We start from the raw sequence: 21,056 nt of genomic DNA on the forward strand, positions 1-21,056 counted from the left end.
CGAGCACGTCCGGCCGGGGCCGAGTGCTCCCACCGCGCGTAGTCGAGGTGCTGGGCGGCCGGCCCGGCCGGCAGGGCCGGGGCGCCCGGCGCGCCGTACGCCTCGAACAGCTCCCGGAGCAGGACCTCCAGGGACCAGCCGTCGCAGAACGCGTGGTGCAGCGACAGCACCAGCACCCGGGCCTGCGGGCCGGTGCTCAGCAGCACCGCGCGCACGTGCGGCGGCCGCGCCAGCGAGAAGACCCGCGCGGCCTCCTCCCGGAGGGCCGCGGCGAGCCCGGCCTCGCCGTCGGCGAGGTCCCGCCGCTCCAGCGGGATGCGCGCGGGCAGGTCGAAGCGCTGCCGGGGAGCACCGCCCTCCTGGACGATCCGGGCGCGCAGGCCAGGTGCCGCTCGGCGAGCAGGTCGAGGCAGGCCTGGAGGCGGCCGGTGTCCAGTGCGCCCTCGACGCGGAGCGCCACCGGGACGGTGAAGGCGGCCGACGGGCCGTGGGCCTGCTCGGCCAGCCACAGGCGGTACTGGGTGTCGGAGAGCGGGTGACTCGCGGTCAGGTCGACCGGGGCCTCCTGCCGCTCCCGGGGCGGAGCGGTCCGGCGGCCGGCCAACCGGCGCTCCAGCTCCGCCCGCTGATCGGGCGTCAGCCGGTCGAGACGTGCGGTGTTCACAGGGCCCCTCGGCCTCGGCTACCAACTGCTGGATCAACAGGTCCCTCCACCAGCGCGACGTGGCCGTCGACCGTCCGGGCGGCCAGCAGCTCGCGGACCGGCACCTCCACCCCGAACACCTGGCCCATCCGCCGCGCCAGCCGCGTCACGGCCAGCGAGTCCCCGCCCACCTCGAAGAAGTCCGCCCCGCCCGGCAGGGCGTGCACGCCCCAACTGCTCGCGCCAGAGGTCCTGGACCAGCTCACCGGACCGCGCTCGTCTCGGTCCGCGCCCGTCCTCGGCCCCGTCCGAGGGTCCGGGTCGAGGGCACGGCCGCGCCACGGGTGCGGCCCGGCGTGCGGGCAGCGGCCACCTCGGCCCCTCGAAGGAGTAGGTCGGCAGGTGGAGCCGGCGGCCGGGACCGGCCAGCAGCTCCACGGCCACCGGCTAGCCAGCGGCCCACAGGCCGCCCAGGGCGGCGAGCACCGATCCGGCCGCGCTCCGCACCGCCGGGCAGAGCGGCGTGGCGTCCAGACCGGCCGCCTCGGCCAGGGCGGCCAGCACCCGGCCGGGCCGACCTCCACCGCCCGGGCGCCGGGGACTCCGCCGCCAGCGCGGCCAGTCCGTCGGCGAAGCGGACCGGACGGCGCAGCTGCTCCGCGAACCGACTCGCCGCCACCACCTCCCCCGCCGCCACCAGCACCCGTCGGTGTTGCCCACCCACGGCACGGTCGCGCCCCGGGCCGGACGTCGCCAGCAGCTCGCGCAGCCCGGCCGCGCGCGGTCCATCGACGCCGAGTGGAAGGCGTGGCTGGTGCGCAGCCTGCGGCTGCGTACCGGCCGTCCAGGGCCGCCGCGAAGGCGTCGACCTCCGCGACCGGACCGCTGAGCACCGTGTCCGTGGCGGTGTTGACGGCCGCGATCTCCAGGCCGGCACTCGGAGTCGGCGAGCAGGCGCCCGGCCTCCTCCGCCGAGCAGGCCACGGCGAGCATCGCGCCCGGCTCGCACGCCTGCATCAGCCGGCCCGGTGCTCCACAGCCGGGCCGCGTCACCAGGTCGAGGGAGCCCGCCAGCAGGCCGCGTCAGCTCGCCGAGGCTGTGCCCGATCAGCGCCGAGGGTCGCAGGCCGAGCCCGGCCAGGGCGGTGGCCGCCGCGAAACTCCACGGCGAACAGACGCCGGTTGGGCGAGCCGGGTGGCCTCCAGCCGGTCGGCGGGGAAGCCCCGGTCGTTACAGCGCCTCGGCCAACTCCGCGGCGAGCTCCGGGCCGAAGGCCGCGAGACAGGTCTCCAGCGCCTCGGCGAAGCCCGGCAGGGCCAGCGCGAAGGGCCTGGCCATGCCGGGGGTCTGGGTGCCCTGACCGGGCAGGAGGAAGACGAGCGGGGCGGGCTCCCGTCCGGCGGCGACCGCGTCCGGGGCCGGAGCGCGCAGCGCGGCGGCCAGTTCGGCGGAGGTCGAACCCGCCACCGCGCTGCGGTACGGGAACACCGCCCGGCGGGCGAGGGTGGCGGCCACGTCCGTGGCCGCCTCGCCGGTGGCGTCCAGGTGGTCCGCCAGCCGGGCCCTGGCCCGGCGCAGCGCCTCCGGGTCGGCGGCCGACAGCACCACCAGCCGGTCCTCCCCTGACGGTGCGTCGGCGCCGGGCGCCGCCTCGGGCGCCTGCTCCACCAGCACGTGGGCGTTGGTGCCGCCGATGCCGAAGGAGCTCACCGCGGCCCGGCGGGGCTCGGGGCCCGACCAGGGCTCGGCGGCCGTCGGCAGGGCCAGCGGCGAACCCTCCTGCTCCAGCAGCGGGTTGGGGCCGGTGAACCCCGCGATCGGGGGCACCGTGCCGGTGCCGACCACCAGCAGGGCCTTGACCAGACCGGCCAGCCCGGCCGCCGCGTCGAGGTGTCCGATGGTCCCCTTGACCGCACCCACCCGGACCTGGCCCGGGGCCGCGCCGAGCTCGCTCAGCACCGCCGAGGCCGCGGACCACTCGATCGGGTCACCGATCCGGGTGCCGGTACCGTGCGCCTCCAGGTAGCCGAGCGAGGAGGCCTCGATCTCGGCGGCCGCGAAGGCCTCCCGGATCACCCGTTCCTGGCCCGCCGCCGCAGGGGCGGAGAAGCCGGGCTTGGCCTCGCCGTCGTTGTTGACGGCGGAGCCGAGCAGGACTCCGTACAGCGGCGTGCCCTCGTCGGCGGCGTCCGCGAAGCGGCGCAGCACCACCCCGACCACGCCGGAGCCGCCGACCGCGCCGTCGGCGGCCTCGTCGAAGGGCCGGCAGACGCCGGAGCCGGAGAGGATGCCGCCGGGGAGGTGGAGGTAGCCGGCCTGCGGGGCGTTGGCGGAGGCGGCGACCACCAGCGCCTGGTCGCACTCGCCGTTGTTGAGCGCCTGGACGGCCAGGTGCACGGCGACCAGCGAGGACGAACACGCCGTCAGGACGGCCATCGCGGGGCCGGTGAGACCGAGCTTGTAGGCGATCCGGGTGGCGAGGAAGTCCCTCTCGTTGGCGACGATCGCCGCGTCGAACTCCGGCTCGTCCAGCTCGTCCCCGGCCAGCAGCATGCGCAGGTGCTCGCTGCTGCTGGCGGCCGCGTAGACGGCGGTCCGTCGGGTGTCCGGCTCGCGCAGCCGGTGTCCGGCGTCCTCCAGCGCGGACCACGCGCACTCCAGCATCAGGCGCTGCTGCGGGTCGAGCAGCCGGGCGTCCCGGGGGCTGACCCCGAAGAACTCGTGGTCGAAGCGGTCGGCGTCGGCGAGCCGGCCGTGCACGGGCACGTAGGCCGGGTCGCCCGCGAGCGCTGCCGGGACCCCGGACCGCTCCAGCTCCTCCGGGGTGAGCCGCTGGAGCAGCGTGCGGCCCTGCTCGACCGCCTCCCACAGCCGTGCGACGTCCGGGGCGCCCGGGAATCGGCCGGCCATCCCCGTGACGGCGATGTCCAGCGAACGGTCGCGGCTCATCGGTTTCCTTCCTGGTTCTCCGGGGTCGCCTCGGGCCGGACTCGGCGCAGGCGCAACTGCCGGGAGGACTCCCGGCGGGATCGGGACGGGGGCTCGGCGGGCCGACCGGGCTCTCCGAGCGGCTCCGGCCGCAGCCGGGCCGCCGTGTCGGCGACGGTGCCGTGCCGGAAGAGGTCGAGGATCGGCACCCGCACACCGGTGCGCCGGTACAGCGCCTCCTGGAGCGCGGGCATCAGCAGCGAATGGCCGCCCAGCTCGAAGAAGTTGACGTCCACCGGGACGTCCGCGACGCCCAGCACCTCGCACCAGGCCGCGACCACCTCGGCGTGCTCCGGGCGGACCCGTCCGCCGGGAGCCGCGGGCGGCACCTGCCGGTCCGCCTCCTCGGCCAGCCGCTTGCGGTCGACCTTGCCGTTGCTCGTCAGCGGCAGGCGCTCCACCCTGTGCACGGCCGCCGGGACCATGACGGCGGGCAGCCGTTCGACGGCCTCCTGCCGGACCCGGTCCGGATCGGCGTCGCCGGTGACGAACGCGGCCAGCCGGCCCCGGCCGTGGGCGACCACGGCGGCCTCCAGCACCCCGGGCGCCCCGCGCAGCACGGCCTCGATCTCGCCCGGCTGGATCCGGTGGCCCCGGATCTTGAGCTGGTCGTCGGCCCGGCCGAGGAAGAGCAGCCCGCCGTCCCCGGCGAGCCGCACCCGGTCACCGGTGCGGTACATCCGCGCGCCGGGCAGCCCAGCGAACGGGTCCGGCAGGAAGACCGCGCCCGTGTCGGCGGGGCGGCCGAGGTAGCCGCGGGCCACACCGGGCCCGCCGACGTACAGCTCGCCGGGGACGCCCTCCGGCACCGGCCGCAGCGCGTGGTCCAGCACGTAGAGGGCGTAGCCCGGCACCGGACCGCCGATGCCGACCGCTCCCGGTGCCCGGTAACGGCGGTAGCTGGACCAGACGGTGGCCTCGGTGGGCCCGTACTCGTTGACCAGCTCCACCCCGGGGAGCAGCTCGAAGTGAAGGTCCATCACCTGCTCCGGGAGCGGCTCCCCGGCCACCACCGCACGGCGCAGCGAGCGCAGTGCGGCCGGTCCGGTGCGCCGGGCCTCGGCCAGCACCACTCCGTGCAGCGAGGGCACGCACAGCAGGTCGGTGACGGCGTGACGCTCGATCAGACCGAGCAACCGCCCCGGGTCGCGGACGTCGTCCGGCCCGGCGACGACCAGTCGGCCGCCGGCCGTGAGGGTCCCCCAGATCCCGGCCACCGAGGAGTCGAAGGCCAGCGGCGAGAGCAGCAGGAAGACCGGCTCGCCCGGGTAGACCTCGCGCCGGGCGGCGGTCGAGGCGGCCAGCGGGCCGTGCTCGACGACCACGCCCTTCGGCCGGCCGGTACTGCCCGAGGTGAAGATCATGTAGGCGGCGTCGCGCTCTCCCCGGGCCGGAGTGGCGGGGCGGCCGGCCGGCTCGGGAAGGGCGGTCACGTCCAGCGCGGTCAGGCCCAGCGCCCGGCCCCGGTCCACCGTCGCGGCCGTGCCGAGCAGCACCTCGGCACCGCAGTCCGCCAGGGCCTGCGCCAGCCGGGCGTCCGGGTGGTCCACGTCGAGCGGGACGGCGACCGCACCGGCCAGGTGGGCACCGAGCAGTGCCGTGATCATGGCTGCCGAGCGCGGGGCCAGCACGGCCACCCGGTCGCCCGGGGCGACCCCGGCCCCGGCCAGGGCGGCCACCACGGCCAGTGCGCCGGTGAGCAGCCCGCCGTACCCGAGCCGCTCCTCACCGCAGACCACGGCCTCCCGCTCCGGGTCCGCCAGCGCGATCCGCTCGACCAGGAGGCCCGCCTGGGCGTAGGCCCGGGGCTCCACCGGCGGGCGGCGCAGGACCGACCCGCCCTCCAGCGGCACCCGCGCCGGCGCGTCCGGCTCGGCCGCCAGCAGGACCAGGGTGTCGCGCAGCGCGGTGGCCAGCCGGGCGGCCTGGGCCTCGTCGTACCGGCCGCGGCGGAAGCCGACCTCGATCTCCGCGCCCTCGGCGGTCTCGCGGAGCACGACCTCCAGGTCGTACTTGGCCACCTCGGCGGGGATGTCGACCGGCCGCACCTCCAGCCCGGCCGGGGCGGTGGCCCGGGCGGCCGGCTCGTGGTCGACGAGGGCGTGGAAGAGCGGGGTCCGGCCGGGCTCGGCGCGCAGGCCCAGCCCTCGGACCAGCTCGTCGAAGGGCACGTCCCGGTGGGCGTGGGCACGCAGCAGGGCCTCGTGCGTCCGGCCGAGCAGCCGGCCGCCCGTCAGGCCGGGCTCGGCCCGCAGCCGGACCGGCACCGGGTTGACGAACAGCCCCACCACGTCGTCGAAGCCGGGTGGCCGGACGTCCATGGTGGTACCGGCCACCACGTCGCCGGCCGCGCCGTACCGGTCCGCCGTCAGCGCGAAGGCCGCCAGCGCCAGCACCAGCGGAGTGGTGCGGTGGGCACGCGTGGTCTCCAGCGCCTTCGCCCAGTCGGCGGCGCCGACGAGGGCCCGGACCGTGCCGGCCCGGTCCGCCCGCTCGGTGGTGCCGGGCCCGCCCAGGTCGATGCCGGGCGCCGCCACCGCCTCCGCCAGCTCGGCCGTCCAGAAGGCCTGGCCACCGTCGATCCGCTCCCGCGTACGGGCGGGGGCCTCCTGGTAGGCGCGCCGGGGCGGTGCGGACGGGTGGCCGTCCAGCCCGCGGAAGAGCTGATCGGCGATCAGCTCCACCGAGCGCCGGTCCAGCACCATGTGGTGCCCCGTCAGCAGCAGGACGTGCTCGTCCGGCCGGTCGGAGAGCGAGATCAGCTCCAGCGCGGCCAGCGGCCCGCCGAAGACGTCGAAGACCTGCCGGGACGCCGCACGGAGCTCCTCGTCGAGCCCGGCCTCGGGGAGCGTCCGGGCGCGGAGCGCGAACTCCTCGGCCGGCCAGGCCGACCTGCCCGGCTCGCCCGCGTCGTCCAGCACCCGGAGCCGCAGCTCGCCGTGGTTCTCGACCACCGCGCGCCAGGCCTCCGCCAGCCGGTCGCGGTCCAGCGCGCCGCACAGCCGCACCGCCCAGTAGACGGTGAACTCGGGGCTCTTCGGGTCCAGCAGGTGCATCAACCACAGCCGCCGCTGGGCCGGGGAGAGCCCGACGGCCGGGGCGGCGGCCGCCGTCCGCCCGTCGCCGGCCGACTCGAGCTGGTGGCGCAGGCCGCGCAGGGTCGGCTCGGCGAAGAAGGCCGCGAGGTCGATCTCGGCCCGGAAGGCCTGGTTGACCCCGGCCACCAGCCGGGCGGCGTCCAGCGAGCTGCCGCCGCAGGCGAAGAAGTCGTCCTCGTCCGAACCCGCCGCCGTGCCCGCGGCGGCCTGCCACATTTGGGCCAACTCGTCCTTCGCCGGGGCGACTTCGGGCACGGCGTGGGACGGGGCGGGCAGCGCCCGCTCGTCGAGCTTGCCGCTCGCGGACAGCGGGAAGGCCTCCAGCACGAGGACGTGGGCCGGCACCGCCGCCGGTGCCAGTCGGCGGGCACAGGCGGTGCGCAGCCCGACCGGGTCGAGCGGCCGGTCGGCCCGCTCCGGCAGCACGTAGGCGAGCAGGCCGTTGGAGGTGCCGGGCGCCTTCCGCGCCACGTACGCGTCCCGGACGCCGGGCAGATCGCGCAGCACGTTCTCGACCTCCACCGGGTCGACCCGCTGCCCGCGGACCTTCAACTGGTGGTCGGCGCGCTCCAGGTAGCTCAGGAAGCCGTCCTCCTCCAGCCGCACCCGGTCGCCGGTGCGGTACATCCGTGCCCCCGGCACGGTGGAGAAGGGGTCCGGCAGGAAGCGATCGGCCGTCAGGCCCGGCGATCCGAGGTAGCCCCGGCCCACCTGCGGCCCCGCCAGGTGGAGTTCACCGGCCACACCGGTCGGCACGGGCCGCAGGTCCGGCCCGAGCACGTAGGCGCTCACGCCCGCCAGTGGCCGGCCGATGCCCGGGGCGGCCCGCTCCCCGAACCCGCAGACCGTGACGCAGATGGTGGTCTCGGTCGGGCCGTAGGCGTTCACCCCCTCGACGCCGAGCTCGCGCAGCAGCTGCCAGGTCGGCTCGTCCAGGGCTTCGCCGCCGAGCAGCAGGCCCACCCGCCCGCGCCGGAGCACCTCCTCGAAGCCGAAGTTCCGCATCGCCCCGAACATCGAGGGCGTCAGGCCCAGGAAGCGGACGTCGTGCCGCTCCACCCACTCCACCAGCGCCTGCGGGTTCCGGTAGGTCTGCTCGTCCGCCACCACCAGGCAGGAGCCCGTGAAGAGGTCCAGCAGCTGGAGGTAGAACAGGTCGAAGGAGACCGAGCTCACCAGGCCGACCCGGTCCGCCCCGCGGCCCGCCGTGGACGCACCGACGAAGGCCGCGTAGGAGGCTTGGTCGATCATCACGCCCTTGGGCAGCCCGGTGGTGCCCGAGGTGTGGATGACGTACGCGAGCCGTCCCGCCGCCGCCCCGGGTGCGACGAAGCCGTTCGCGCCGAACCCGTTCGCGCCGAGCGCGACGACCTCGCGCCCGGCCGGCAGCTCCAGCACGCGGGCCGGGCCGGCCTGACGCTCCGCCAGGGACGCGCTGCGCAGCACCACCCGGGCACCGGAGTCGGACAGCACGTAGGAGATCCGGTCGTCGGGGTGGAGCGGGTCGAGCAGCACGGCGCAGCCGCCCGCCCGCCAGACCGCCAGGACCGCGGCGACCAGGGCCACCCCACGCTCGGCGAGGATGCCGACCACCTCGCCCGGGACGACCCCGTCCTCCGCCAGGCGGGCCGCCAACCCATCGGCGGCGGCGTCCAGTTCGGCGAAGGTCGTGAGGCCGGCCGGGCAGCTGACGGCCGGCTGCTCCGGCCGCTCGCGGACGAGCTCGGCGAAGCGCTCCATGACGAGCCGGACCGGCTCCGCCGAAGGCTCGGCGCGCAGGACGGCGTCCGCCTCGACGTCGCCCAGCCGGGCGGTGCCGGCCACCGGCGCGCCCGGGTCCGCGGCCAGCCGGAGCAGGGCCGCCCGGTAGTCGGCCAACAGCCGGGCGGCCGCCGGGGCCGTGGTACCGCCCGTCAGGCGCCGGGTCAGGGCCAACTCGCCGCCGTCCGGGCGCAGGTAGAGGTCGAACTCGAGGTCGTTGCGCACCGTTCCGTGGCCGCCCTCGGACAGCGCCCGCACCTCCGCGCCCGCCAGGACGGGCGCGGGCAGCGGACCGTGCGCCTGGAAGGCCACCGTGACCCCGGGCTCGACCGCGCCGAAGAGGTCGGCCGCCTCCCGGATCGGCTCGGCCAGGTGGCTCAGCGCCCCCGCCATCGTCCGGCGGACGGCGGCGACCAGGGCCGCGCCCGTGTCGTCGGCCGCCCAGCGCTGACGCATCGGCACCACCCGGGCCAGGCACGCGACCAGACCCGCGGTGGCCGGCGTGCGGTCCGCGAAGGGCGTGGCGACCATGACGTCCCGCGGGCTGCCGTGCGCGGCGAGGGTGCCGTACAGCGCGGCCAGACCGAGCAGGTGCGGGGTCGCCCGCAGGCTCCGGGCCGCCGTCCGGAGCAGGCCGGCCTGCTCCGCGGTCAGCGGCAGCGTGGTGGTCTCGGCCTCGGGGGTGCGCGCCCCGGGAGTGCGCGGCAGCGAGCCCGGCCACTCGGCCTCGGCCAGCTGCCCGGCCCAGTAGCCGGTCGCGGGCGCGGGGCCCGCCGGCCGGCCGTCCACGACCGGCGGCAGCGCGGGCCCGCCCGCCGTCCGGGAGGCGTAGGCCAGCCCGATCTCCTCCAGGAGGATCTCCAGGGAGAGCCCGTCGCAGGCGATGTGGTGGACCAGCAGGGAGAACAGGTGGCGCTGCGGGGTCTGCCGCAGCAGTGCGACGCGGACCGGGCACTCGGCCGCGAGGTCGAACCGGTGGGCGCCCTGCTCGGCCTGCCAACCCGCCTCGTCCGCCACCTCCTCGGCCGAGGACCAGGCCGCGACGGCCTCCCCCCGCGCCCAGAACGGGACCTCACCGCTCTCCCGCAGCCGCCGCCCGAAGACCCGGTGACGGCCGACCACCTCGTCCACCGCCGCCCGCAGGGCGGCCTCGTCCAGGGCACCGGTGATCTCCCAGACGCGGTGGATGTTGTACGTCTTCGGATGCCGGCGACCGGCCAGCCAGATGCCGAACTCCGGTGTGGTCAAAGCTTCGTGATGAACCGTCTGTCCCATGACTGCGTCCCTGCCGTCCAGTGCCCGTGTGTCTTCCACCGCCCGGCCGCGCGCCGTCGGCCCGCCCGCCGTCTGTCCGTCCGCCGTCCGCCCGTCCGCCCTCACCGCGCCGCCGCCTCGTGCCAGGCCGCGAGCAGCCGCGGATGGTGCTCGTCCAGGAAGAAGTGGCCGCCCGACAACCCCTCGAACGCGACCCCAGCCCCCGCCAGCCGGGCCCAGCCCGCCACCGCCGCCGCGTCGACCAGCGGGTCCTCGCTGCCGTACAGCACCTCGAGCGGTGCGGGCAGCAGGCCGTCGGAGCAGCGGTAGCCCTCCACCATCGCCAGGTCCGCGCGCAGCACCTCGACGGCGAGGTCCAGCAGCTGCGGCATGTCGAGGAGCTCCTGCGGCACGCCGCCGAGGAGCCGCAGCAGCTCGTCCGGGCGCCGGGACGCCACCGCCGACCAGCAGGCGTGCCGGGGAGCGGCCGTCCCGGCCACCACCACCGTGAGCGGCGGCCGGGCCCCGAGCCCGTCCAGTCCGAGTGCGACCTCGTAGGCGAGCAGGCCGCCCAGGCTGTGCCCGAGCAGGACGTAGGGCGTCTCGTCCCGGGCCAGCAGTGGAAGGAGCTCCCCCGCCACCGTCGCGGCGAGGCGGTGCAGGTCCGTGGCGTGCGGCTCGGCGATCCGCGCCTCGCGCCCGGGCAGCAGCACCGCGGTCACCGAGGTCTCCGGACCCGCGGCCCTGCGGAGCGCGGCGAACGAGCCCGCCGCCCCGCCGGCCGGCGGGAAGCAGACGACGTTCAGCTCCACGGCCGGGCCCGCACCACTCGTGCGCAGCCAGCGGCTCGGCGGACCGGGGCTGACCCGGCTCCCAACGGAAACGCTCACGACCTCGGACCTCATTTGAATATGCCTGCGGATAATCGCACCGGCGCACCGGGGACAATCCGCAGGGGATACCGGAAAGAACGGCGAAACCCGGCACCCGGGGCCGGAAGCGGGCACGGGCGATCCCACGCACCCGGAAGAGGTCGTGAATCATTTCCCCGACGGGGAATCCGCCCGCCCGGAGGAATTCCGTTCCGTGCCGTGCACGGCGGTGGCCACCGGGCCGCGCCGAGCGCTCACGGACCCCAGGTGACGTCGCTCAGCGCGGCCCCCGGCGCCTCGCCGGACGGCGCCCCGAGCGCCTCGACCCGCGACTGCCACTGCGTCCCGCCGGGCTCCGCGGCCACGGCCGACGCGGCCGCCCCGAACAGGCCGGCGCCCACCAGAAGGGCGGTGGCGACGAAGGTGGCAGCACGCGGTCCGAGCATGGTTCTCTCCCCCAAGAGCAAGCGGGGGAGCGGCGGTGAGGGTGTCTCGACCTCCGCACTCCCCGTCGGTCGACTTGATGAACAGCAGTCTCTCCACGCCTCAGAAGCCGAGGAAGGGGTTTCCACTGTCATGATCCGGCCTTGGCATAACCCGTCCAGGAGAGGACCGGCCGAACATTCGGTCGAAGTACGCGGCGACCAGCCGGACCTCGCAGCGGAGCAGCAGGAACGCACCCAATTGCGGGTGGTTCCGCAGCGCCCTCGCACACACCGCGGCCCCGACCGCCTCCGCGTCCTCCAGCGAGCGGGCGACCAGGAACAGGCCGACGACCGGGCCGATAGGAGCATCCGGATGTACGGTCACGTACTCCACGGATTCGCCGGGTTCCGCGCTTGCCCGGAATAGCTTTGACGCGTCGTCAGGCAGCGGCGCGCCGGTTCGGGTGCCCAGTTGAGCGTGAACCATATACATGGAGCCAGAGTTCCATCCCCGGCAAACGCTCCGGAACCGGGCGGATTGGACACTTTAGGCCATTGCCTAAACCTGCAAGCTCGGCAATAATCGCCTGAACACGGTCAAGGGAACACCAACAGTGTATGGGGGAATGGTGCTCGAGCCACTCGGCCTGGACTCTGCGGCGGAACGGCTGTACAAGTCCATGCTGGCCCACCCGCAGGAGGATCTGGCCGTCCTGGCCGGCCGCCTGGGGGTCGCTGAGCAGGACCTGCACCGAAGCCTCGACTCCCTGAGCACCCTCGCACTGGTCCGGCCCTCGCTCCAGGAGGGAGGCGGCTACCGGGTCGTCAGCCCCGAGATCGCCATGGAGATGATCCTCAGCCGGCAGCAGGCCGACCTCGCCGCCCAGCAGCTCCGGATCGAGACCTCGCGCGCCGCCGCCGCCCAACTGATAGCGGAGTGCTCCGCCCTGACGAGCGCTGCGGCCATCGCCGGCGAGGACGCGGAGCGGCTCATCGGCCTGGACGTCATCCGCGAGCGGCTGGCCCTCCTGGCCGCCCAGGCCGAGCAGGAGATCACCACCTTCGCGCCCGGCGGCGCCCACCCCGCGGCGGACCTGGAGGCCAGCCGGCACCCGAACGCCGCCCTGCTCGACCGGGGCGTGCGGATGCGGACGGTCTACCTCGACAGCGTGCGCAACCACGCCCCGACGCTGGAGCACGTGAACTGGCTGAGCGCCCGCGGCGGACAGGTGCGGACCGCGGCCACCCTGCCCGTCCGGATGGTCATCATCGACCGCCGCCAGGTGGTCCTCCCCCTCGACACCTCCGACGCCCGCACCGGGGCGGTCCTGCTCAAGGGCGAGGGCATCGTCGCCGCCCTCTGCGCGCTCTTCGAGAGCACCTGGACCAGCGCGAACCCCCTCGGCGAGGCCCCCGCCGTCGACCGGCACGGCCTGAGCAGCCAGGAGGCCGAGATCCTCCGCCTCCTCGACACCGGCCTCACCGACGAGGTGATCGCCAAGCGCCTGGGCGTCTCCTCCCGCACCGCCCGCCGCCTCACCGCCCTCCTCATGGAGCGCCTCGAGGCCCGCAGCCGCTTCGAGGCCGGCGCCAACGCCGTCCGCCTCGGCTGGCTCTCCTCCACCCGCTGACCTCGACGGGGCCTCAGAACGCAAGCGACCCAGGTCAGTTGGGATCTGACCTGGGTCTCGCTGCGGTGGGCCGCCAGGGGTTCGAACCCTGAACCTACGGATTAAAAGTCCGCAGCTCTGCCAATTGAGCTAGCGGCCCGTTCGGGCTTCGCCACCGTGGTGCCTGGGCGCTGCCACGGTGATCCTACCTGGTGATCCCTCGGCGGCCGCCACCCGTTTGCCTCCGGGCGGTTCGCGCCGACGGCACGTCGGGAGGGCGGTGCGGCAGCCGTCGGGCGGAGGTGCGGACGCCGTCAGGCGGGGGTCAGGTGGGCGGCGCGGACGCGGCGCAGCCAGGCTTCGGCCGGTGCCTCGTCGGGTGCCTCGGGGAGGACGCCGGGGCGGGAGAAGCGGTCCTCGGCGTCGGAGAGCAGGGTGGTGGCCAGCGAGGCGTCGTCGGCGATCCGTTCGGCCTCGGCGCGCACGGCCTCCGGGTCGGGCAGCCGGATCTCCAGGTGGCCGGTCTCGTGCAGGGTGACGCCCTGGCGGACGAGGCGGATCAGGTGGCGGGCGTGCTTGGCCGCCCGGGCCCGACCGGCCGCGTCGGCGGGGTCACGGGTCGTCAGTTTCCTGAACTGCTGGGTGGCGTAGCCGAGGTAGGAGTTGCGGACCGCCCGGGTGCTCAGGAAGGAGGTGCGGATGCCGATCAGCTCCTCGCCGAGGGGCGTCCTCACCTCGTGGAGCTCCTCGGGCAGCCAGACCAGCTCGGAGGCGGTGGGGTTGCCGCCGAGGGCGAGGCGGCACCACTTGGCGGCCTCGTGCAGGGTGCGGTCGGGGGCGGTGGTGACGTGCGACTCGGCGGGGCGGTGCAGGCCGTGGAACTCCTCGGTGGGCGCGGCGAACAGGCCGAGCCGGTCGAGGTCGGAGCCGGCGTGGGCCAGGCCGTACGCGGTGGAACCGACGATGCCGGAGAGCAGGACGTTCACGGGTGTCGCCTCCTCGGCGGGTACGCGGGACGCGTCCAGTCTGGGGGCGCCCCGCACCCGGAGTCGAACGGTTATCCGGAGGCCGACCGGCGACGCGCCGGACGGACCGGACGGACCGGACCGGACCGGACCGGACCCGATGGACCGCGACCCGCCCGGGCGTCCGCTCCGCGCCCTCGCCGCACCTCCCGCCGATACTGACCCCATGGCCAACCCCGAGCCCCCGCCCGCCCCGATCGAGAAGCTCCGCGCCTGGTGGTCCCGGCGGCAGTGGCTGGACGGGACGCACGGCGGCGCCACCCCGGCCGAGGTGCTGGACGCCACCGGCTGGGCCCGCTCGGTCGGCGGCGCGGCCCCGTACCTGGGCCTGTTCGCCCGGGCCGGGCTGGACCGGGAGGCGGTGGACGGGGCGGTCGCCGCGCTGGAGGTGCACGAGCTGCCCTCCGCCCGGGGCTGCACCTACGTGCTGCCCGCGGCCGACTTCGCGCTCGGCCTGGCCGCCGGGGCGGGCGCCCCGGAGGGCGAGCTGGCGGCGGCCGAGAAGCACCTGGGCGTGACCAGGGACGAGATCGAGAAGCTCTGTCTGGCGATCAGCCAACTCCTCTCCCGGAACGGCCCGTTGGATCCCTCGGCCATCCGTGCCGGGGTGGGCGGCGCCTCCCGGAGCCTGGGCGAGGCGGGCCGGAAGCGCGGACAGTCCACCACCCTCCCGCTGGCCCTGGGCCTGCTCCAGGCGCGCGGCCTGATCCGCCGGGTGCCGCCCAACGGCCGTCTGGACCAGCAGCGTTACGCCTACGCGGCCTGGGACCAGCCGGTGGTCGGCTCGGCCGCCGAACTGGCCGAGCGGTACTTCTCCTGGGCCGCTCCGGCCTCGGTGAAGCACTTCCGCTGGTTCTCCGGCTTCACCGCCGCCACGGCCAAGGCCGCACTCGCCCCGCTCGACCTCACCCCGCTCCCCGGCACCGACCTCCTCCTCCCCTCCGAACTCGTGGCGGAGTTCCAGGAGTTCACCGTTCCCACCACCCCGCACCACACCCTGCTCGCCGGGATCGACGGCATCCACCTGCTGCACCGCGACCTCCCCCGGCTGCTCGACCCGGCCGACGCCGCCCGCCCCTCCCCCACCGCCAAGGGCGGCCGAGGCTTCGGCACCGAGGCCGACCCGCAGAGCCACGTCGTCCTCGACCGGGGCCGGATCGTCGGCATCTGGGAGTACGACACCGAGCGGGAGGAGATCGTCCACCTGCCCTTCGTCCCGGTCGACGACGCACTGCGCGAGGCGGTGGACCGCACCGGACGCTTCATCCGCGAACAGCTCGGTGACGCAAGGGGGTTCAGCCTGGACTCCCCCAAGAGCCGGGCCCCGAAGATCGCCGCCCTCCGCGCCGCCGCGGCGGCGAGGCCGAACGGCTGACCCCGCCGGTCATCCGTACCCGCCCCGTGGACTACCGTCGGCCCATGAACGACGAGAACGTGATCCTGATCACCGGCGCCGGCCGAGGCATCGGCGCCGCCACCGCCCTGCTGGCCGCCGAACGCGGCTACCGGGTCTGCGTCAACTACCGCTCCGACGAAGCCTCCGCCGCCTCCGTGGTCGAGCGGATCACCGCCGCCGGCGGCAGCGCGCTGGCCGTCCGGGCCGACGTCACCCGCGCCACCGAGGTCGAGCGGCTCTTCACCACCGTGGACCGCGAGCTCGGCCCGCTCACCGCCCTGGTCAACAACGCCGGCACCCTCGAGAAGCAGTGCCGCCTCGAGGACCTGGACGAGGAGCGGCTGGCCCGGATCTGGACCGCCAACATCACCGGCCCGTTCCTCTGCGCCGGTGCCGCCGTCCGCCGGATGTCCACCCGGCACGGCGGCAGGGGCGGCGCCATCGTCAACGTCTCCTCCGCCGCCTCCCGGATCGGCTCGCCCAACGAGTACGTCGACTACGCCGCCTCCAAGGGCGCCCTGGACACCATGACCACCGGCCTCTCCCTGGAGGTCGCGGCCGAGGGCATCCGGGTCAACGCCGTCCGCCCCGGCCTGATCCACACCGAGATCCACGCGCTCGGCGGCGAACCCCGCCGGGTCGACCGGGTCGGCCCCCAGCTCCCGATGCGGCGGGGAGGACAGCCCGAGGAGGTCGCCGAGACCATCCTGTACCTGCTGTCCCCCGCCGCCTCCTACGTCACGGGCGCCTTCATCGACGTCGCCGGCGGCCGCTGAGCCCCGGCCCGACCTGCCCGACCCAGCCCGACCCCGCCCGGTCCCACCCCCGGATAGCACCGCTACCAGGTGCCACCCGGCCGCTACCGTACGACTCATGACCGCTCGTGAGTTCGACGCCGCCCCGCCCGCCCTCACCGTCTCCGACGTCCGCAACTTCCGTGACGCAGGCATCGCCGGCCTGCGCCCCGGCCTGCTCTACCGCTCCGCATCCCTCAACACCCTCACCCCCGAGGGCGCCCGTCAGCTCGAAGCGCTCGGCATCCGCACCGTCATCGACCTCCGGACCACCGCCGAGCGCGCCGCCTGGCCCGACCTCCACCACCACCTCGAGCTGGAGGACCTCCACCACCCCCTCCTCCCCGACCAGGACGCCGACTTCGCCTGGCCCGGAACCATGGAGGGCACCTACCGGGCGATGGCCGAACTCGGCGGCCCCTCGATCGCCGCCACCGTCCGCCACCTCGCCTCCGACGACGCCCGCCCCACCCTGGTCCACTGCGCCGTCGGCAAGGACCGCACCGGCCTCACCATCGCCGTCCTCCAACTCCTGGCCGGCCTCTCCGAAGCCGAGGTCCTCACCGACTTCGTCCGCTCCAACCCCCACCTCGGCCTCGACACCGACGAGCCCGTCTACTACTACGACGAACACGGCACCCGCCACCGCTCCCACCCCGTCGCCCCCGAGCTCCTGCACCTCGCCCTCACCCACCTCCGCACCTCCCACGGCTCGCTCCCCGGCTACCTCGAAGCCCACGGCGTGACCCCCGTCGAGATCACCGCGGTCGCCGCCCGGCTGCGGGCCTGATCCGGACGGCCGGGCACCCCGCCCGGCCACCGGGCGTTGTACCCGGCGCACCCGGAGCGTCCACGACCCAGGAGTTGAGCGGCATGGCGAGCATCCCCAGCGGAACGGCCGGTACGGCGGTCGCGGCGGCCGGTCTGATCGGCGGCTACGGGGTGGCCAGGTGGAGCGGGCGGCGGGAGCTGGGCGGGGCGGTGCTGGCGGCGGCCGGAGCCGCCGCGGCGGTGGGGTGGAAGCGGCAGTCCGGGGCCGCGGTGGCGGCCGGGCTGACGGGGCTGTACGTGGCCGCGTTCGGCGGCTCGCACCCGCTGGCGAAGCGGATCGGGGCCTGGCCGTCGGTGTTCGCCGTGACCGGCGTGGTGGCCGCGGCCTCGACCGTGGCCGGCGCGGTGGCCGGCCGCCGCTGACGCACCGTCGGCTCGCCGGACGGTCGGGCGCCCTACCGTCGGCGCGCCCAGCCGTCGGTACCGAGCCGTCAGGCGCCGAACCGGGCCTCGAAGGCCGCCCGGTTGGCGGAGACCGGGGTGCGGTCCCAGACCGCGAAGACCACCCGTGTGAACGGGGCGCCATGGGTGGCCAGGGCCAGCTCGAAGGCCTCGGCCACCTCGGCCGGGTCGTTGCCGAACACCCCGCAGCCCCAGGCGCCGAGCACCAACTCCCGTACCCCGTGCGCCGCCGCGACCCCGAGCACCCGCCGGGCCCGCTCCACCAACACCTCCCGCACGTCCACCCGTCCGCCCTCGGCCCGCCGCGCCAGCTGCCCGGCGTTGGGGGCGGGCGAGGTGAGGAAGGAGACGGTGTACGGGTCGGCCCGCAGCTCGCCGTGCGCGTCGCGGATCACCGGTACGTCCGGGGACCAGATCACCCGGTGGCTGTAGTGCAGGTCGGTGGAGGCCCGGTGCGCCTCGTAGTAGTCGGGGGCGGCCAGCAGGCAGTGGTAGAGCAGGGCGGACCGGCAGAGGTCCTCCTCCTGGGCACGGGCGCCGCGCAGGTAACCACCCCCGGGGTTACGGGCCGAGGCGAAGTTGAGCACCGCCACCGGGCCCGCCCCACCCGGCACCGAGAGCCGCTCGGCGGCCGCCATGCTCCCCTCCGCGGTCACCTCCACCACCCCGGTGAACCGCCCCTCCCCCGCGAACCGGTGCTCCGGCGCGTACGAGACGGTGCCGGCCCGCGCGGCCGCGAGCTCCACCCCGATCCCGACGGCCTCCCCGCTCCTCGGGAGCCGGTACCCGCCCTCCGCGGCGATCCCCTCGTTCACGACGGCGACCTGGTGCAGTCTGCTACTCATACCGCCGACGCTAGGGGACGCCTGACCCTCCGTCACCCGGATAAACGCGGACGGGCCCGCCCCACCGGAGTGGAGCGGGCCCGTCGTCGAGCTAGTGCGCGTCAGCTCTTCCAACGCGGCTTGCGGTCGCCGCCGTTGAAGCTGCCCGAGCGGCTGCCGCGGTCGTCGCGGTTGAAGCCGCCCGAACGGTTGTCACGGTCGCCACCGAAGGAACGGCCGCCACGGTCGTCGCGGTTGAAGCCACCCTGCGGACGGCCGCCGGAGCGGTGGTCGTCGCGGCGGGCGAACGGACGGCTGCCGCCGCCACGGCTGTCGCGGTCACCGAAGGACGGACGGTCGCCACCGAAGGAGCGGCCGCCGCGGTCGTCGCGGTTGAAGCCACCCGAGCGGTTGTCACGGTCACCGAAGGAACGGCCGCCGCGGTCGTCACGGTTGAAGCCACCCGAGCGGTTGTCACGGTCACCGAAGGAACGGCCACCGCGGTCGTCACGGTTGAAGCCACCGGTGCGCGGGGCACGGTCACGGTCGCCACCGAAGGAACGGCCACCGCGGTCGTCACGGTTGAAGCCACCCGAGCGGTTGTCACGGTCACCGAAGGAACGGCCACCACGGTCGTCACGGTTGAAGCCACCGGTGCGCGGGGCACGGTCACGGTCGCCACCGAAGGAACGGCCGCCGCGGTCGTCACGGTTGAAGCCACCCGAGCGGTTGTCACGGTCACCGAAGGAACGGCCACCACGGTCGTCACGGTCGCGGTCCCGGCCGAAGCCACGGTCCCGGTCGCCGTAGGACGGACGCTCGTTGCGCGCCTCGCGGTACGACGGGGTCCGCTCGGCGGCCTCGGCGGCCACCGGGGCGGCGGTCTCGACGGCCGCGCCCTCGGACGCCTCGTCGGCGGCCTCGACGGCCGGCTCGTCCTCGATGCCCAGCTCGGCCCGCTCGCGCGCCGCACGGGCGGCCAGACGGTCGGCCTCCTCGCGCAGCTCGGTGGCGCGGCGCTGCGCGCGCTCCAGCTGACGGGTCATCTCGGCGACCTCGCGCTCGGCGGCACCGGCGATGCCGGAGGCCGACTCGGCCTGCACCTCGACGAGCGAGCGGGCGCCGTCATGAAACACAAAGTATGCTTCGGCGCAGTTGTGTGCACTCACGCGCCCGCAATGCCACACACAGGCGCTTAAGATCTGAAGTTCACGGCACTAAGGAAAGCTCAGATCTCACACGGCGAGGCTCGACCTAGACACCAGCCTCGCGGCAAGTCGCAATTGGTGTTGGCAAATCCGTTACTAACACTGTCAGATCGCACTCTCGACCCTGCATGCCTGTAAGCTGGGCCAGCGCTTCCCAGCAATAGGGCTGGCCCCATTGCCCCTCACCGAGCCTCACCATCCGCGCTATAAGTTAGAGCATGTCGATGCTTACCTCCTTTTCTTCTTCTGTTTGCGTAGTAGGTCAGGGTCGCCCTCGTGCCGATCGAGACGCAGCCTAACTTACTGCGTGCACGACACCCCTACGTATCGAACCAGATCTGGCCCTAGAGCGCTCGAGGCCAGCTCCAGGAATGCAGGGCATAGGCACACTCGTGCCATCCCGTAGTCTGCCATACCCCACCGTTCCTCCTTCCCGGGTGTCCCCACTCCGGCCCACTACCCCCGATACCGCTCACCTGCAGCACAGGAAACTCAGAAGGCGCCCTAGATAACGCCCGGCTGTAACACGAGCGTCCGAAAGGCCGCTACTGCGGACCCCCGCCCTACTACCTGCGCTGTCCTTCGATGAAGGGCCTCGTCCTCGCCCATGTCCACTGGTTACTCGTGACTTGTAGCGCACGCCATCTGTGATGTACCTATCGACGGGTGACTTTATGCGGCTCCAGATGACAATCCGAACGCCGCCCACGCAGACGCCACGAAGATCCGCCCCAGGTCGCCTGCATGAACGATCACTTAGCGCACGTACAGAAATTTCTTAAAAGTGCTGTCAGCGGCCAGTGCGCGCGCATCCTGCCCAGCCCTTTGAAGAGTAACGCATTAAACTGAGACTTTTTGCAGCCTACTCGCGAAATGACTGGTACCAATAATACGAGACGACGACATTGCCAAATCAGTGTGACACAGGTACACACTTCGCTTACGTGCCCCCGTTAACGGCCCTTCTCCGCAACTGCGCGCCAATCTGCTAGATCGCCCCACCCTATACGCGGGTCGCCTGGACCCTCGAGTTTCGCGACCCGAAACTGGCCTCCGCTTGTCAGCAGCCCATAAAAGAAGCGTACTTGCAAGTAGGCCGGTGTTTGAAGTAGGCTCGGAATAAACACGCCTCATTGCCGAACACAAACCTAGGCGCCACATCCCGGAAGCGCGTCGTTGTCAGAAACGTGACAGGTCGCATGGAAACACAGCATAATTCGGACACACGATACCACGGTCTATTCAGCGACATGCATGGAAGATCACTGGATGTAAGGTCATCCGAGACTGACCTGCGAAACACGGCACCGTAGGAGCCGATACTGCTTACGTGGCCGATTTACTGGCTAGGGAGTCGCGATCAAGCCTTTTAGTACGATTCACTGGCGCTAGAGAGTCTTATCTGAATCTCAGTCGTCAATACACCAGCCTTCGACTTAACCTAGGACAGTCTCTGCACGTCCCCGGTCGATGCGACCATCAGCGAGCTAGAAAATCGGCTCACCCGAACCTTGACATCACTGAACCGGCTAGACTCGACGTCACTAAGGCGCTTCCATTGACTTCCCACTGAATATGGCGAGCCAACACTTATCGTTCCTGCATAAGACCCAGTCCGAACGCATCATCCCCTCGATCTGTTTTCGCTATCGCACCCCCCCCCCCCCCCTTTCAGGGCTAGATCCAGCATCCACTGACTTTTGAAACGACTGTTTTCTTTTCCGCGTACCGAATCGCACAGCCGTCGTACACCGCCCGTATGCGCCCACACATATTCGGTTACGCCGGCCTCTATGCACACTGTAGACTTCTTGACGAGCAGAGTCCTATTCGACTCACTGAGGCTACAGCCACTGCAACGAATCGCTGATCACTCACGTGCATGATGGCACCACATCCACAATACCTTTCTTGTATCCGGTAC

The 21,056-nt window shown here is 73.8% G+C and carries 14 protein-coding genes, 1 tRNA gene and 1 pseudogene; 5 read left to right on the forward strand and 11 right to left on the reverse strand.

Annotated elements, in window-relative coordinates:
- The 7 genes from ABD946_RS27370 to ABD946_RS27400 all read right to left on the reverse strand — a co-directional run.
- The coding region (locus ABD946_RS27370) for a condensation domain-containing protein (RefSeq protein ID WP_345287978.1) at nucleotides 1-509 on the reverse strand (509 nt) is incomplete at its 3' end.
- A gap of 151 nt (nucleotides 510-660) precedes the next feature.
- Nucleotides 661-870: an acyl carrier protein gene (locus ABD946_RS27375; protein ID WP_345287980.1), complete on the reverse strand. Its 210-nt coding sequence runs from the start codon at nucleotides 868-870 to the stop codon at nucleotides 661-663.
- Between the two features lie 1,004 nt (nucleotides 871-1,874).
- Entirely contained in the window at nucleotides 1,875-3,593 is a 1,719-nt protein-coding gene (locus ABD946_RS27380) for a beta-ketoacyl synthase N-terminal-like domain-containing protein (RefSeq protein WP_345287982.1), read from the reverse strand.
- On the reverse strand, nucleotides 3,590-9,739 hold the full coding sequence (locus ABD946_RS27385) for an amino acid adenylation domain-containing protein (protein WP_345287983.1): 6,150 nt from the start codon (nucleotides 9,737-9,739) through the stop codon (nucleotides 3,590-3,592). Before ABD946_RS27385 ends, ABD946_RS27380 begins: the two co-directional genes overlap by 4 nt.
- Nucleotides 9,740-9,867: 128 nt before the next feature.
- Nucleotides 9,868-10,635 carry a thioesterase II family protein gene (locus tag ABD946_RS27390; protein WP_345287984.1) on the reverse strand — a complete coding sequence of 256 codons (768 nt, stop codon included), beginning with the start codon at nucleotides 10,633-10,635 and terminating at the stop codon, nucleotides 9,868-9,870.
- 236 nt (nucleotides 10,636-10,871) lie between these two features.
- Nucleotides 10,872-11,063 (reverse strand): hypothetical protein, encoded by a 192-nt coding sequence (locus tag ABD946_RS27395; protein WP_345287985.1) that lies wholly within the window; start codon nucleotides 11,061-11,063, stop codon nucleotides 10,872-10,874.
- A 100-nt stretch (nucleotides 11,064-11,163) separates the two neighbouring features.
- Nucleotides 11,164-11,535 (reverse strand): hypothetical protein, encoded by a 372-nt coding sequence (locus ABD946_RS27400; protein WP_345287986.1) that lies wholly within the window; start codon nucleotides 11,533-11,535, stop codon nucleotides 11,164-11,166.
- A gap of 133 nt (nucleotides 11,536-11,668) precedes the next feature.
- Between ABD946_RS27400 and ABD946_RS27405 the strand changes: the two genes are divergently transcribed.
- Entirely contained in the window at nucleotides 11,669-12,673 is a 1,005-nt protein-coding gene (locus ABD946_RS27405; protein ID WP_345287988.1) for a helix-turn-helix transcriptional regulator, read from the forward strand.
- A 66-nt stretch (nucleotides 12,674-12,739) separates the two neighbouring features.
- Here ABD946_RS27405 and ABD946_RS27410 read toward each other — a convergent pair.
- Together ABD946_RS27410 and ABD946_RS27415 are read right to left on the reverse strand one after the other, a co-directional pair.
- Nucleotides 12,740-12,812: transfer RNA gene (locus ABD946_RS27410), tRNA-Lys, on the reverse strand.
- 154 nt (nucleotides 12,813-12,966) lie between these two features.
- Nucleotides 12,967-13,677 carry a nucleotidyltransferase domain-containing protein gene (locus ABD946_RS27415; protein ID WP_380149529.1) on the reverse strand — a complete coding sequence of 237 codons (711 nt, stop codon included), beginning with the start codon at nucleotides 13,675-13,677 and terminating at the stop codon, nucleotides 12,967-12,969.
- A 166-nt stretch (nucleotides 13,678-13,843) separates the two neighbouring features.
- On the opposite strand from ABD946_RS27415, the gene ABD946_RS27420 reads away from it, so the two are divergent.
- The 4 genes from ABD946_RS27420 to ABD946_RS27435 all read left to right on the forward strand — a co-directional run bounded on the left by ABD946_RS27420 (nucleotide 13,844) and on the right by ABD946_RS27435 (nucleotide 17,061).
- Nucleotides 13,844-15,052: a DNA glycosylase AlkZ-like family protein gene (locus ABD946_RS27420; RefSeq protein WP_345287992.1), complete on the forward strand. Its 1,209-nt coding sequence runs from the start codon at nucleotides 13,844-13,846 to the stop codon at nucleotides 15,050-15,052.
- A 44-nt stretch (nucleotides 15,053-15,096) separates the two neighbouring features.
- The gene (locus tag ABD946_RS27425) at nucleotides 15,097-15,849 is read left to right on the forward strand and encodes an SDR family oxidoreductase (protein WP_345287993.1); all 753 of its coding nucleotides are present in this window, start codon (nucleotides 15,097-15,099) and stop codon (nucleotides 15,847-15,849) included.
- A 97-nt stretch (nucleotides 15,850-15,946) separates the two neighbouring features.
- Nucleotides 15,947-16,657: a tyrosine-protein phosphatase gene (locus ABD946_RS27430; protein WP_345287995.1), complete on the forward strand. Its 711-nt coding sequence runs from the start codon at nucleotides 15,947-15,949 to the stop codon at nucleotides 16,655-16,657.
- A gap of 83 nt (nucleotides 16,658-16,740) precedes the next feature.
- Entirely contained in the window at nucleotides 16,741-17,061 is a 321-nt protein-coding gene (locus tag ABD946_RS27435; protein WP_345287997.1) for a hypothetical protein, read from the forward strand.
- A 68-nt stretch (nucleotides 17,062-17,129) separates the two neighbouring features.
- Here ABD946_RS27435 and ABD946_RS27440 read toward each other — a convergent pair whose 3' ends face one another.
- Together ABD946_RS27440 and ABD946_RS27445 are read right to left on the reverse strand one after the other, a co-directional pair.
- Nucleotides 17,130-17,945, reverse strand: coding sequence for a TIGR02452 family protein (locus ABD946_RS27440; RefSeq protein WP_345287999.1), 816 nt, complete (start codon nucleotides 17,943-17,945; stop codon nucleotides 17,130-17,132).
- 101 nt (nucleotides 17,946-18,046) lie between these two features.
- Nucleotides 18,047-19,048: pseudogene (locus ABD946_RS27445) on the reverse strand (DEAD/DEAH box helicase); the annotation flags it as partial.
- Between the last annotated feature and the right edge of the window lie 2,008 nt (nucleotides 19,049-21,056).

The sequence above is a fragment of the Kitasatospora albolonga genome (assembly GCF_039535905.1).
GTDB lineage: Bacteria > Actinomycetota > Actinomycetes > Streptomycetales > Streptomycetaceae > Kitasatospora > Kitasatospora albolonga.

Coding starts and splice junctions, on each gene's coding strand:
- ABD946_RS27440 (WP_345287999.1), bottom strand. CDS start 17,945: ATGAGTAGCAGACTGCACCAGGTCGCCGTCGTGAACGAGGGGATCGCC.
- ABD946_RS27400 (WP_345287986.1), bottom strand. CDS start 11,535: ATGTATATGGTTCACGCTCAACTGGGCACCCGAACCGGCGCGCCGCTG.
- ABD946_RS27430 (WP_345287995.1), top strand. CDS start 15,947: ATGACCGCTCGTGAGTTCGACGCCGCCCCGCCCGCCCTCACCGTCTCC.
- ABD946_RS27420 (WP_345287992.1), top strand. CDS start 13,844: ATGGCCAACCCCGAGCCCCCGCCCGCCCCGATCGAGAAGCTCCGCGCC.
- ABD946_RS27435 (WP_345287997.1), top strand. CDS start 16,741: ATGGCGAGCATCCCCAGCGGAACGGCCGGTACGGCGGTCGCGGCGGCC.
- ABD946_RS27395 (WP_345287985.1), bottom strand. CDS start 11,063: ATGCTCGGACCGCGTGCTGCCACCTTCGTCGCCACCGCCCTTCTGGTG.
- ABD946_RS27380 (WP_345287982.1), bottom strand. CDS start 3,593: ATGAGCCGCGACCGTTCGCTGGACATCGCCGTCACGGGGATGGCCGGC.
- ABD946_RS27405 (WP_345287988.1), top strand. CDS start 11,669: ATGGTGCTCGAGCCACTCGGCCTGGACTCTGCGGCGGAACGGCTGTAC.
- ABD946_RS27425 (WP_345287993.1), top strand. CDS start 15,097: ATGAACGACGAGAACGTGATCCTGATCACCGGCGCCGGCCGAGGCATC.